This is a genomic window from Portibacter marinus (assembly GCF_021533195.1).
In the GTDB taxonomy this organism is placed as follows: domain Bacteria; phylum Bacteroidota; class Bacteroidia; order Chitinophagales; family Saprospiraceae; genus Portibacter; species Portibacter marinus.
The window spans coordinates 221,371-234,731 of record NZ_JAJNKB010000002.1 but is presented as its reverse complement, the minus strand read 5'-3'; the positions used below and the strand labels follow the sequence as shown (position 1 = coordinate 234,731).

At 39.4% G+C, this 13,361-nt stretch carries 11 protein-coding genes; 3 read left to right on the top strand and 8 right to left on the bottom strand.

The window, feature by feature from the left end; genetic code table 11:
• The first annotated feature begins 107 nt into the window (after window positions 1-107).
• Window positions 108-944, top strand: a complete 837-nt coding sequence (locus L2567_RS05130; RefSeq protein WP_235296672.1) for an alpha/beta hydrolase — start codon at window positions 108-110, stop codon at window positions 942-944.
• A gap of 78 nt (window positions 945-1,022) precedes the next feature.
• On the opposite strand, the gene L2567_RS05125 is transcribed toward L2567_RS05130, so the two are convergent.
• The 3 genes from L2567_RS05125 to L2567_RS05115 all read right to left on the bottom strand — a co-directional run bounded on the left by L2567_RS05125 (window position 1,023) and on the right by L2567_RS05115 (window position 5,406).
• The gene (locus L2567_RS05125) at window positions 1,023-2,912 is read right to left on the bottom strand and encodes a DUF4382 domain-containing protein (protein ID WP_235296671.1); all 1,890 of its coding nucleotides are present in this window, start codon (window positions 2,910-2,912) and stop codon (window positions 1,023-1,025) included.
• Between the two features lie 152 nt (window positions 2,913-3,064).
• Window positions 3,065-5,185 carry a ferrous iron transport protein B gene (gene feoB / locus L2567_RS05120; RefSeq protein WP_235296670.1) on the bottom strand — a complete coding sequence of 707 codons (2,121 nt, stop codon included), beginning with the start codon at window positions 5,183-5,185 and terminating at the stop codon, window positions 3,065-3,067.
• A complete protein-coding gene (locus L2567_RS05115; RefSeq protein ID WP_235296669.1) occupies window positions 5,185-5,406 on the bottom strand; it encodes a FeoA family protein in 222 nt (73 codons plus the stop codon). Before L2567_RS05115 ends, feoB begins: the two co-directional genes overlap by 1 nt.
• Window positions 5,407-5,492: 86 nt before the next feature.
• Here L2567_RS05115 and L2567_RS05110 point away from each other — a divergent pair, with 86 nt between their 5' ends.
• Entirely contained in the window at window positions 5,493-7,928 is a 2,436-nt protein-coding gene (locus L2567_RS05110; protein WP_235296668.1) for a TonB-dependent receptor, read from the top strand.
• 172 nt (window positions 7,929-8,100) lie between these two features.
• On the opposite strand, the gene L2567_RS05105 is transcribed toward L2567_RS05110, so the two are convergent.
• From L2567_RS05105 to L2567_RS05095, 3 genes are all read right to left on the bottom strand, one after another.
• On the bottom strand, window positions 8,101-9,039 hold the full coding sequence (locus tag L2567_RS05105) for a DUF4382 domain-containing protein (protein ID WP_235296667.1): 939 nt from the start codon (window positions 9,037-9,039) through the stop codon (window positions 8,101-8,103).
• Window positions 9,040-9,144: 105 nt separating this feature from the next.
• Window positions 9,145-9,900 carry an ABC transporter ATP-binding protein gene (locus L2567_RS05100; RefSeq protein WP_235296666.1) on the bottom strand — a complete coding sequence of 252 codons (756 nt, stop codon included), beginning with the start codon at window positions 9,898-9,900 and terminating at the stop codon, window positions 9,145-9,147.
• Complete coding sequence (locus L2567_RS05095) at window positions 9,897-10,643, bottom strand: MlaE family ABC transporter permease (protein ID WP_235296665.1); 747 nt, start codon at window positions 10,641-10,643, stop codon at window positions 9,897-9,899. Before L2567_RS05095 ends, L2567_RS05100 begins: the two co-directional genes overlap by 4 nt.
• 77 nt (window positions 10,644-10,720) lie before the next feature.
• Here L2567_RS05095 and L2567_RS05090 point away from each other — a divergent pair, with 77 nt between their 5' ends.
• Complete coding sequence (locus tag L2567_RS05090) at window positions 10,721-11,422, top strand: SDR family oxidoreductase (protein WP_235296664.1); 702 nt, start codon at window positions 10,721-10,723, stop codon at window positions 11,420-11,422.
• On the opposite strand, the gene L2567_RS21115 is transcribed toward L2567_RS05090, so the two are convergent.
• Together L2567_RS21115 and fabG are read right to left on the bottom strand one after the other, a co-directional pair.
• Window positions 11,394-12,557: a M43 family zinc metalloprotease gene (locus L2567_RS21115; protein WP_235296663.1), complete on the bottom strand. Its 1,164-nt coding sequence runs from the start codon at window positions 12,555-12,557 to the stop codon at window positions 11,394-11,396. The genes L2567_RS05090 and L2567_RS21115 overlap by 29 nt on opposite strands.
• Window positions 12,558-12,598: 41 nt before the next feature.
• Entirely contained in the window at window positions 12,599-13,348 is a 750-nt protein-coding gene (gene fabG, locus L2567_RS05080) for a 3-oxoacyl-[acyl-carrier-protein] reductase (RefSeq protein ID WP_235296662.1), read from the bottom strand.
• Between the last annotated feature and the right edge of the window lie 13 nt (window positions 13,349-13,361).

Here is a 13,361-nt window from a genome sequence, read left to right as displayed (position 1 = left end):
CTAACTTAGTGTTCTGGATCGAGAATATTTTTCATTAATATGTTCTTTTGCAGAATATTAACAACAGAGTAATTTAAAACCACCTAAAGACTATAACAAGTTTTGAGATGAAAGTTTACGAAAATAAAATTCACGGCACCAGGATTCATACCATTGATTGGGAGATCGAAAATCCAAGAGGTGGAATCCTCATCGTTCATGGCTATGCTGAGCATAGTCACAGGTATGAGCATGTAGCTAAATTTTTTAATGATGCAGGGTTTACTGTCAGGTCATTTGATTTTTCAGGGCATGGAAGATCAGGAGGGCTAAGTGGCTACGTCAGTAACTTTGATCTGTATGTACACGAACTTGAAAAGTCTGCTTTCGACCTTGTTAGAGACTATTCCTCCATTCCACTTTTTATACTTGCGCACAGCATGGGAGGTGTCGTAACAGGGATTGCTGCCGCAAAAAAGAAATTGAGCAACATTGATCATATCATTTTTAGTAATCCGGCGCTGGATATTGTATCCAATCAACCTGGAATATTAGTTTGGACAGTTAGAAGACTTGCCAAAATTGCTCCAAAGATGCAGACCACCAAGCTTGGTATTGAGCATATTAGTAGAGATCCTGAAGAGCGTCGAAAATATGATGAAGATCCACTGGTTTACAGAGGTGGAACAAGACCTGGATTTGCAGATGAGTTTGATAAATCTGGCCAATGGCTTAGAAAAAATGCCCATCTGATTACTCAGAATGTTTATTTGAATTATTCTCTGGCTGACAGAGTGGTCTATCCGAATGCTTCGGAACAGTTTTTCGAGGACATAAGCTCTGTCGATAAGACAAAAACACACTATGAAGGATTATACCACGAACTGTTGAATGAGCCTGAAAAGGAGGAGGTCATGAAGAATATTTTGGCATGGTGTGAAAACAGACTCAACCAAAAAAAATGAGGTGAAACTCTCAAAAAGAATTTCACCCCCAATACATAGATAACTAGGTATTATATCATTCGCAGATTAATCTTGTGTTTATTCATCACAAGATTCTACTCCAGCCTCTCCAGAATTAAATTTCTTTAAATCCTTTTCGAGATCTTTAGCGTCTTTTTCATCTTCCTCCGCTATTTCAAGATCATCTTGATATTTCTCCAATAATTCTTTTGCAGCTTCCCACGATTCTTGCGTGTCACCATTCATTTCTGCACCTGCAAATTGGTTTAATTCTGCAATAATGTACTGTTGAGCCAACTTAAGATAAGCATTGTTACCTGTATTGATTTCCAGGAAGTACATGTATGATTTTTCAGTACCCAAGAAGTCAGTGTTCGCACCATCTTCAAGCTCTAACCATGCTTCATCTAATGGAGCAGGACCTAAGTCTGAATGAGTTTTCCAGTATCCTTTTTGCCTAACACAAGGTCCTTGTTCTTCCTCCTCTTCTTCTTCCTCTTCCTCTTCTTCTTCCTCCTCTTCTTCTTCCTCTTCTTCATCATCGCAAGAGGCAACATCTAAATCACCATCATTAAACTCAGACAAAATTTCTCTCAGTTCTTTCGCCCTTGACTCATCAGCGTCAGGAATGGTTTGCTCTACAATATTGGCTTCCAATAAAGCGCCAGCCTCCTCCCAAGCCGCAGATACATCAGCATTGGCATCAGCACCTGCGATAACATTTAATTCAGCAATGATATATTGCTCTGCTAACTTCAGGTAAGGATTATTACCGGTTGGAACTTCAAGTATGGTAATATATTTCAACTCAGATTCGAATAATGTAGTTCTAGAAGAATCCGGTAAAAGTAACCATGCAGAATCTAAAGGAGCTGGTCCAAATTCTGAGTGTGTTTTCCAGTAACCTTTTCCTCTTACACAATCCACATCGCTAATTTCCAAATCATCTTCCACTTCTTCCTCTTCCTCTTCTTCTTCTTCCTCTTCCTCCTCGTCATCATCACAAGAAGCTACGTCCCCCTCACCTTCGTTGAATTCAGCAAGCGCCTCTGTTAATTCCTTCGCACTTTCTTCATCCGCCTCAGGAATGATTTGAGTATCAGCATTGGTTTCCAATAATGCTTGAGCTGTTTGCCAAATGGTCAGCACTTCGTCGCCAGCATCTACTCCCGCAAGCACATTTAGTTCTGCAATGATGTATTGCTGTGCCAATTTCAAGTAAACATCTCCTCCAGCAGATGCTTCAAGGATAGACAAATATGTCAATTCCGAGGTAAATAATTCAGTATCAGAAGAATCTGGTAAAGCCAGCCACGCTGAATCCAACGGTGCCGGACCATATTCAGAATGAGTTTTCCAGTAACCTTTTCCTCTTACACAGTCTACTTCACTTTCTTCAGAATTTTCATCAAAGGTAACCTCTCCGTCTTCGATAATTTCTGCAACACTGATCACCGGTTTCAGAATGTAGTTTCCGTTACCAAGATCTACTACAGATTGAGATGCATCAAAATCAATTAGTATCTCCACTATTTCATCGTCAGATACATCAACATCAACTTTAATTTTTAAGCCACTCTCAGATCCACTAGGTACCTTTAACGGATATACGAGCCCATTAATCTTAATGGAATTATTTTCTCCAAGGATCAATCTGATTTCCTTGATGTCCATAAAATCGATGATGGCGTTGCCTATAAGTGTATCTGCACCATTCTGATAATCTAATAAATTGTAAACTCCGGCTTCGGTATCCAAACTAACGGAATCAAGACCACCATCAGTTTTGATGATAATACCTTGTATATCTACATTGACCTCCTCTGCATCTACAGGTGCATCAGTCAATCTTATTAATAATTTTCTTTCTTTATTCAAGTTGTCTATCAGGTCTTTATTACAAGACGAAAAGCTGATCAGACCTATGAATAGCAAAATAAACAGGTTGAATAGATTAGTAAATTTCATATATTTCATTATTTTAAGTGAACTATTAACTAATAGTTAGACAGTTTAAAAAACGAGCTCCCTCAAAGAAGATTATCCTTTTCAGGGTAATAACGTACAATTGTCACTACTTACGACAAATAGCTGACAAATGTTTGGGGACATGCGAACTATTAGCCTAAGATTTGGTAGACGAGCAAACTTCCTGTATAAGCCATTAAACTCATATAAATAAATTGGATGACAGGCCATTTCCACGATTTGGTTTCGCGTTTGGTCACTGCAAGAGTACTCATACATTGCATTGCAAAAACATAAAATACCAGCAAGGAAAGGGATGTCGCAAATCCATAGACCGGACGTCCGGTAATAGGGTTTACTTCAGCCGCCATTCGCTCTCTGACAGTCGCTTCATCCTCCGTTCCACCGATACTATAAATCGTGGCCATGGTTCCGACGAATACCTCCCGAGCAGCAAAAGATGTAATTAAGGCGATTCCTATTTTCCAGTCAAACCCCAAGGGTCTTATCACTGGTTCAATAAATTTGCCTAAATGCCCGGCATAAGAGTTTTCAATCTTAAGGGAAGCCAATAGTTGTTCAGAAGAGGTCTCATCCAGATTGCGATCCTCTGCTAATTGGATAGCTTGTTTTTCTGCCTGCGCCATATCCGCTTTAGGTCCGTATGAGGCCAGGAACCATAGGATGATAGAAATAACGAGTATGACTTTGCCGGCTTCTATGATGAAGGTCAATACTTTTTCTTTTACCGTGAAGAAGATGTTTTTCCATAAAGGTGGCTTGTATATAGGAAGTTCCATCATCAGATATGAATGATCTTCTTTCTTCAATATCAGATTAAATACAGAGGCTGAGCCCAATGCTGCCACAATCGACAATAGATACAAACCCATAAAAGCAAGGCCTTGTTGATTAAATCCATAAATAGAACCTGCAGGAACGACAAAACCTATCAGGACTGTATAAACGGGTATTCTGGCAGAACAACTGATCAAAGGTGTTACCATGATAGTAATCAATCTTTCTCGCCAGTTGCTAATGGTTCGCGTCGACATGATCGCAGGAATAGCACAAGCTCCACTGGAAACCAGTGCGACTATGCTTCTACCATTTAGTCCAAACTTCTGAAAAAGCTTGTCAAACATAAAGACGGCACGCGACATGTACCCGACCTCCTCAAGAAAAGAGATTAAAAGAAATAAAAACAGAATTTGAGGTATAAAAACCATGATCCCACCTAATCCAGCAATCACTCCTTCAGTTAAAAGTCGGGTAAACCATCCGTCAGGAAGAAATTCTTTCACCACTTGTTCTCCCCATACAAATGCATCCTCGATCCATGTCATTGGATATTCTGACCATGAGAAAATCAATTGAAATACCAGCAGCATGATTCCGAAAAAAATCACCGGACCAAAGATCCGATGAGTGATCACGTTATCTATGGCATCAGTCAGACTTTCACTCTTAAGGTCGTCTTTGGACTGCATGTGACGCAGATACGGCGTAAATTTTGAAAAACGTCCCATGGTTTCATTAATCTGGGATTTTATCGATTCAAAATGGGCCTGATCTGTAAGGTTTTTGATGTTAATCTTTTCAGCAGCACTTTTACTCTTCAGCCAGTCATGATGATGGGCGATCAATAATGTTCTGTAGTCGTTAGTTTCCTCAAGATATGGTTTCAATTTCTCAATCGTCTCTATGTCAGCCCTTGAAAAGCTGTGAAAAGAAGTGTCCGGTATACCCTCATTTTTCTTAATGAGTTGCAATACCGTATTTTTTAATACATCAATGTTTCTTTCCTCACGGCAACTGATAGGAATGACTTTAACACCTAATTTCTTTTCTAGATAAACTGAATCATATTTTAACCCTTCCTTATCGGCAATATCCGTCATATTGATGGCTATAACCATGGGGATTTTTAAATCAATTAGTTGGGAGGCGAGCAAAAGGTGCCTTTCCATATTCATGACATCCAACACATATATGATGAAGTCTGGATAATTCGGGTTACCAGGGTGAGTCAGTATTTCTGTAACGATTCTTTCGTCAGTGGAATTGGGATAGAGACTATAGGTTCCGGGTAAGTCAAGTACATCAGCATAGGTTCCCTGCCCCAGGTCTGTTGCGCCGATTTTCTTATCTACAGTAACGCCAGGGAAGTTCCCTACTTGTTGACGCAAACCAGTAAGAATATTGAAAAGACTTGATTTTCCACAATTAGGGTTGCCAATAAGTGCAATTACCGGCTTTTCTCTCTGCACCATTAATCTTTAATTATAATGGTAGCTGCTTCATTTTTTCGTACAGCTACATTTAGTCCGTTCAACTTCAGGTAGAACGCACCTCCAAAGGGAGCAACCCTAACCATTGTAATTTTCGCATGGGGCAAAATGCCCATGGTCAACAATTTACAGGAAAGCGATTCATCTATGAATTGCTCTACAATTGCAGATTCTCCCTTCTTTAAATCCAATATAGTTCTCAAGCTTTATTTAGACTTAATTAAAATAACAAAGATATGGATTTGGATGGAATAACATATCTTTATGTCATAACTTAAATGAGAATTCAATGCAGAAGTTTAGAATTTTACTCACTTCTCTGATGTGCTTCTTTGGTTTTTGGGTTCAATGCCAAATTACCCAAACAGTTCGTGGTACTGTCGTAGATCAAGAATCTCAATTTCCTTTGATCGGAGTTAATGTCGCCATTCCACAGGAGGACGGTACAATTCTGGGAACGACAAGTGACCTCGATGGTCAGTTTATGATTGAAAATGTCCCATTGGGACGCATGACCATTTCGTTTACCTACCTGGGCTACAAAGAGGTCAGGCTTACAGACATCATTGTTAATTCTGCTAAGGAAGTGATCCTCAATATTAAAATGGAGGAACAGGTTCTTGAACTTGATGAAGTCGTGGTTTTTGCCAAAAGAAGTGGTGATGTGACCAACGAGATGGCAACCGTCAGTGCACGTGAATTTTCTGTTCAGGAAACTGATCGCTACGCCGGTTCAAGGGGAGAACCTGCAAGAATGGCATCCAATTTTGCAGGTGTACAAGGAGCCGATGATTCCAGAAACGATATCATAATCAGAGGGAATTCTCCTCAAGGCGTTTTATGGCGTTTGGATGGTTTCAATATTCCCAATCCCAATCACTTTTCCATACCCGGAACAGGTGGAGGGCCGGTTACCATACTCAATAATAAGTTTTTAGCCAATTCAGATTTTTTCACCGGTGCTTTTCCTGCCGAATATGGAAATGGAATCGCGGGTGTGTTTGATCTGAGAATGCGAAATGGGAATAACAAAAAGCATGAGTTTAGTGCTCAATTGGGTTTTCTGGGAACTGAATTAATGGCTGAAGGACCATTAAATTCTGGAGGCGCATCCTATCTGGCAACATATCGATATTCAACCCTTTCATTATTTCAATTCCTCAACATCAATGTAGGTACTGATGCTGTACCTCAATATCAGGATGGTGCTTTTCGGTTGAATTTTCCAATGAAAAAAGGTGGAAATCTGGCCATTTTTGGAATAGGTGGTTTAAGTAATATAGACATCATACTCAGCGAAGATACTGAAGTGGACACCAGTACATTGATTTTTGGTTCAAACGACCGCGACCAATATTTTGGTTCCAGAATGGGCATTGTAGGCGCTACATACACACAACCTATTAACATCAATACCTTTATAAAGGCAGGTATAGCTGCATCTCATTCCAACGTTGATGCGAATCACGACTATTTTGAACGAAGTATTATTAACAACCGATATAATGTGGATACACTGGTAAATGTTCTCGACTATACCTTTACAGAGAATAAGTATAGTGCGTACATTTTTACTAACTGGAAAGCAAATAAGAGGCTTTCTTTGAAAGTGGGAATCAATACAGATTTCTTCGATCTCAGGTATCAGGATAGCGTCAGAAGAATAATACCTGATATTTCCGGAGGAGAAACCATTTTTAGGGACTGGAGAACCAGATGGAATGCCAATGTAATGACCGCTTTAATTCAACCATATATACAAGCCAAATTCAGATTAAATGAGGATCTGACCTTGACTTCAGGAATAACAAGCACTTATTACAGTCTTAATAATAATTCGTTCTCCCCGCTTGAACCGCGAGTCGGTCTTTCCTATCAGATTGATAATAAACAAAAGATTGGCTTAGGACTAGGTGTGCATTCACAAATTCAATCCAATTACCTCTATTTCTATGGAAACCGATCCGATGAAAATGGACAGCCTGTAGAATATAACAGAGATATGGGCTTAACCAAAAGCAATCACGCCGTTTTCTCTTATGATAGGAATTTAGCTAAGAATATGCGACTTAAATTCGAAACCTATTATCAATACTTATATAATATACCTGTAGAAATCGAGCAGTCATCTTTTAGTTTGGTCAATGCCGGGTCTGGCTTTTCGCGTTTTTTCCCAGCTGAGTTATCCAATTCAGGAGATGGAAGGAATTATGGTATAGAGTTGACCATCGAAAAGTTTTTTGCCAGTGGTTACTATTTCCTCATCACTTCATCTCTTTTCAATTCAGAATACAGGGGGTCCAATGGTCGATGGACCAATACATCCTTCAACGGAAATCATGCATCAAATGCACTATTTGCAAAAGAATTTCAATTCAGCAACAAGTCTTCATTAAATATCGGTGGAAAGGTAACTTATGCCGGTGGAAGACGATATGGTGAAGTCAATGAGATAGAATCTGCAAGGGAACTTGAGATTATTTACAGGGATAATGTCAATTTTAATGAATTTCAATTCAGACCCTATTTCCGGGCTGATGCTAAAATCAATTACAGATACAATACTAGGAACTTAACCCATGAATTGGCCATTGATTTTGTCAATATTTTTGACACTAAAAATATCCTGACTTTAACTTATGCTCCTGATAATCCATTAGGACCTATCAGGGAAGAGTACCAATTGGGCTTTTTACCGCTTTTCTATTATAGATTGGATTTTTAACAAAAATGAAGCTGCCCCCGGATTCTATGGAATAATAAAAACAACTAACTAATGGAGGCAGCTTCTGTGTTGTTAAATTTTTCATGGTCTAATATTGACCAAATTACGGGGAAATAAGCTTAAAAACACCTCATTTGCCTGCTTCGAATATACAAAGTGTGCTTTCGTTTAGCTACAGATTTAATATTCCAGTTACTGTGAGTGCAATATTCAGTGTACTGTTGGCCTGAATATCAATATCTGTTAAATTCAACGCGTCCATGGTCAATCTCCCTTCTAAGGATAGGCCACCATCTTCTTCAACATCAAAAGAGCCGAAGTAAAGTTCATACTTACCTGTCTCCAAATAATGTAATTCAAAGTTTCCTTCATCATCCACTTTGGCGCTACTGTAAGCATTGGCAAATAAAATTCCATCTTGTGCAGAAGTTTCAATCTCAGAATTAAATGTTCCTTTTTTATATATATAGGCGACAGTAACTTCACTATTTGACAAAGGATCATTTATTTGCCCAATAATCTTTCCGGAGTCTTTTTTGTCTACTATTCTAAAACCAGATTCAAAGGAAGAACCGGCTGTAAACTCGTATTTTCGATCTTCATCACCCTCCTTGATGGTTTTTCTTAGATCAAAATCTACCAGGATATTGGATGTTTCAATACTATCGATGGTAATAGTCCGCTCGAATTTGATTGTGCTTTCAGCAAGCTCAGACAAACCGTATGTTTCACCATCTTTTTCCAGCACGTAACTTCCGGGGGAATTCCCTTGATCATCCTTAGCATGGTCTAAAACGATCTCAAGATCACTGTAATTGGCCACAGCTAAACTACCGTCAAATAAAACTTTCACATCACCTTGCTGGTAAGCTGAAATATCAAATGTGGTTTTTTCAAAACCTTCAATTGACTCGCCATCAAGCTTGACATCTGCAATGGTTATAAATACAGCTTCCACCTCCGGATGATCAACAGGCGAATCCGTCATTTCCAACTGAAATCTACCAGTTGGTTTGGTTTCTTCCTTAGGGATTTCTGCGACTTCTTTTTCACATGCTGCAGCTACCATCAGGATCGCAAACAGCATCATCAATAAATTTTTAATTGTCATAAATTATAATTTGTTAAACAATCAAAGCTCTCCTATTGAACTTCAGCGTATATAACTTATGACAAGTTTTTATATTATGATGAACGACGTGTTTAAGAAGACAGTTTAGTCTGCACTTTCTTTCAGCTTTTGTAAAAATGGAGAAGCGAAAATAAAGTCGTGTAGAAGTTCATTGCCTGATTTCAAAACTTCTTCTTTACTCCCTTCCCATGCCAGATGTCCGTCATGAAGTAGTGCAATATTTTCTCCTATTTCCATTACAGAATTCATATCGTGCGTATTGATGACTGTAGTAATATTGTTTTCTTCGGTAATACTAGCGATCAACTCATCGATAACTATAGAAGTCTTCGGATCTAAACCCGAATTGGGCTCATCACAGAAAAGATACTTAGGCTCTAGAACAATGGCTCTGGCAATCCCTACCCTCTTTTGCATCCCTCCACTGGTTTCTGAAGGATATCTATCATTAACGCCCTCCAAATTGACGCGTTCCAGGCAGTAATCCACTCTTTTTCTCTTCTCCTTCATGGTTTTCTTGGTAAACATATCCATCGGAAATCTGATGTTCTCCTCAACAGTCATCGAATCGAATAAAGCTGAACCTTGAAAAAGCATACCTACTTGCATTCTAATCCGACGTACTGCTTCCTGATCTAATTTAGTGAAATCGACATCATCATACCATATTTTACCGGAGGTAGGTTTGAGTAGGCCAACTAATAATTTCAATAAGACCGTCTTGCCGGCACCACTCTTACCAATAATTAAATTGGTTTTTCCTTTTAAAAATGTAAAACTGATTCCTTTAAGTACTTCAGTGTCTCCAAAAGACTTCTTTATATGCTCAACTCTTATCATGTGGTCAATACTAATGCGATGACGTAATCAGCAACCAGAATCAGAATATTTCCGGTTACTACCGCTTGTGTACTCGCTTTTCCGAGCTCAATACTTCCTCCTTTCACAAAATAGCCCTGATAGCAAGCTACACTCGTTAAGATGAATGCAAAAACCACAGATTTAACCAGCATAATAAACACATTCCATCCTTCAAACCATGATCTTAACCCCTGCACAAATTCTCCACCTGTAAACATTCCTGTGGGTACACTAGCAAGATAGGCTCCAAGGATGCTTACGATGGCAGCCATACAAACCAATAAAGGAATAACTACCAAAGCAGCAATTATTTTAGGCATCACCAGATAGGCCGCAGTATTAACACCCATGATTTCCATAGCATCGATGTGCTCTTTTTGTCTCATCCCACCAATTTCTGCCGCTATATTAGAGCCGACTTTTCCTGATAGAACCAAACATGAAATCGTAGGTGCCATTTCTATGATGGTCATATCTCGCACGATGTAACCAATATAATACCTCGGAATCAAAGTACCATCCATCTGATAGGCAAACTGCACCGCTGTAACCGCTCCAATGAATATGGCAATTAAGAAAACGATGATAAATGATCCTATCCCAATATCATTCATTTGCCTGGAAATCTCTTTCCAGTACATAGAAAGATTTTCTGGTTTGGCGAAAACCTTCGGCAACCAAAGAATGAATCTGCCGAAGTCAGTGAAAATTTTTGAAATCATACAACGTTTTAAACCTAATTTTAAAGCTTTTGTTTGGTAAAGCTAACAATATGCTTAGTATTTCATAAACTTATAACATGAACGCTATAATAACGGGTGGAACCAAGGGAATCGGAAGAGCTATTGCTGAAAGATTAGCGCAAGAAGGTTCCAATCTGGCCATTTGCTCTCGTAGTTCTGCCGATCTTATAGCTATGGAAAAGGCATTAAAAGCAAAACATCCTAACATTGAATTCATAAGCAAGCCTACAGACATGAGTATTAAGTCTGAGGTCACGGCCTTTGCAGAACTAGTTAAAAAGCAATGGAAAACTGTTGAAATACTGGTAAATAATGCAGGAGTATTTATTCCAGGTGAAGTTCATAAAGAAGAGGATGGAATTCTTGAATCTCAAATTGAAACCAATTTATACAGCGCCTATTATTTTACCAAAGCACTTTTACCGAAGTTTCTGGAAAGAAACCAAGGGCATATTTTCAATATGTGTTCCGTAGCAAGTTTAATAGCTTATCCAAATGGCGGCTCCTACTCTATCAGTAAATTTGCCTTACTGGGATTTTCGAAAGTCTTAAGAGAAGAGCTGAAGAACAAAGGTATAAAGGTCACTGCAATCATGCCAGGAGCTACCTGGTCCCATTCGTGGGATGGTGTTGACCTCCCAGAAGAGCGACTAATGAAGGCCAGTGATGTTGCGGAAGCCTTGTGGTCCGCTTATCAATTAAGTTCTTCGGCAGTGGTTGAAGAAATCATCATTCGGCCACAGCTGGGAGACCTTTGACGTTTTCAAGCTTTACGGCACCTCTCCTGTAAACTTTTCCCTGATTTCTGCCTTCTTTTACGACCACGATGCCTTTCCATTGCAGATTACAATCATTGTATATCCGAGCCTCATTCAATATCAGTTCACCACCCGGTTCTACTCTTATTTCACTAGATGGGGGCATTGATAATCTACACGAAACCATCAAGCTTCCGCCTTCCTGTATGATAATATTTCCTCGTAAATCTTTAGCACCAGTCCAGTGGACAGGCTTATTGATGATCACATTTCTAAGGGTATCAAGTTCACACCATTTCTTATCGAGTAAGTCTCTTTGTCTGGAATTTAAATTAGCCATTTGCATACGCATTTTTCCAATCTGGCATGGCGTCACAGCGTTTTGTGCATTGTTATAGTCCATCATATTATTGGATGTAGGCGCTTTGCACCTTCCTGATTCTGTTGCTCCATAGCAATTGGCGTTTTTCGGCGTATCATCACAGCCATCATTGAGATTCCAGGTATGCCTCAAACCCAGAACGTGTCCTACTTCATGGTTCAGTAATGATGAGTGCCGCCATGGCTCTTCATTAGGATCAAATTTCACACCCAACTTTAAGCTTTTTCCCAGCGCGATCCCTGCACTACTGGCACTGTAGGTATCAGAGCGAACCGAATCAGGATGATGAACCATAAAAAAAACATTGAGTATAGAATCTTCACCAACGCTGTATTTATCAATGACATCTCGCTTGTAGTTGTTACTCTTTCCTTCATTGATATAAAAGCAAAGTTCATCGTCGGCGTGAAAGTAAATACCGTCTTCCTGCAAATCATACCTGTAACCAGGGTAATAGACAGGGGTGTCATTTCCTTCAGGAAGTCTCATTTTTTGATTATAAAATAGCTTCTCATTGGCATACCTCACCAGTTCTTTGGCATAGTAAATTCCTCTCTCCCCGGTAAAATTGTTGCTCCAATCAGAAGTATTCATGAAGTGAAAGTTCATTCTGATGTGCAATAAATTATCAGCATAGGGTATTGTTGTGTCAGGTATGTAGGACTCAATGACATGACAATCATTTTCCGAAACACCGACGTGTTCAAGACTTAATTCTTCCATTAATTCAGGTGTCACAGAAAGTTCAGACACTCTGGAATTGCAGCACCAAAACGTTATCAGTAATAGGAAAATTAAGTATTTAATCCACCACATACACTAATGACCTGACCCGTCACATATTCCGAAAGGTCTGAAGCCAGGTACAGGCAAGTATTAGCTACTTCCTCCCCGGTTCCCAATCTTTTCATAGGAATATTGGTTAAAAATGAATCTTTGGTTTTATCGTCTAACTCTTCGGTCATATCTGTTTCAATAAATCCGGGAGCAACAGCATTACACCTTATACTTCTCGTGCCTACTTCCTTTGCAATAGACTTGGTAAATCCGATTATTCCCGCTTTAGATGCCGCGTAATTGGCTTGCCCAGCATTTCCAAAGACACCTACAACCGAGCTCATATTGATGATCGAACCTCTCCTGGCTTTAAGCATTGGTTTTAAACAGTGCTTGGTAAGATTGAAAACAGATTTCAGATTGACGTCGATCACTCGATCCCACTGTTCTTCCGACATCCTAAGCATCAATGTGTCCTTAGTAATTCCCGCGTTGTTAATTAAAGTATCTATTTTGCCATAGGCTTCAATGACTTTGTCCACCAGCAATTGTGCCTCTTCGAAGGAGCTGGCATCTGACTGGTATGCCTTGACCATGACCCCATATTCCTCGCTCAGACGGTCTGCCAATGCATTGGCCTTATCAGCTGAAGAAACATAAGTAAAAGCAACATTCGAACCTTGTGCGGCGAATCTTTCAGCGATGGCCTCTCCTATCCCTCTTGATCCTCCAGTCAATAATGTGGTATGCCCTGTCAATATTTTCATAAATCTAAACTTT

Bases quoted from the DNA above. Each gene is read 5' to 3' on its own strand.
- L2567_RS05130 (WP_235296672.1), top strand. From the start codon at position 108: ATGAAAGTTTACGAAAATAAAATTCACGGCACCAGGATTCATACCATT.
- L2567_RS05125 (WP_235296671.1), bottom strand. From the start codon at position 2,912: ATGAAATTTACTAATCTATTCAACCTGTTTATTTTGCTATTCATAGGT.
- feoB (WP_235296670.1), bottom strand. From the start codon at position 5,185: ATGGTGCAGAGAGAAAAGCCGGTAATTGCACTTATTGGCAACCCTAAT.
- L2567_RS05110 (WP_235296668.1), top strand. From the start codon at position 5,493: ATGCAGAAGTTTAGAATTTTACTCACTTCTCTGATGTGCTTCTTTGGT.
- L2567_RS05105 (WP_235296667.1), bottom strand. From the start codon at position 9,039: ATGACAATTAAAAATTTATTGATGATGCTGTTTGCGATCCTGATGGTA.
- L2567_RS05100 (WP_235296666.1), bottom strand. From the start codon at position 9,900: ATGATAAGAGTTGAGCATATAAAGAAGTCTTTTGGAGACACTGAAGTA.
- L2567_RS05095 (WP_235296665.1), bottom strand. From the start codon at position 10,643: ATGATTTCAAAAATTTTCACTGACTTCGGCAGATTCATTCTTTGGTTG.
- L2567_RS05090 (WP_235296664.1), top strand. From the start codon at position 10,721: ATGAACGCTATAATAACGGGTGGAACCAAGGGAATCGGAAGAGCTATT.
- fabG (WP_235296662.1), bottom strand. From the start codon at position 13,348: ATGAAAATATTGACAGGGCATACCACATTATTGACTGGAGGATCAAGA.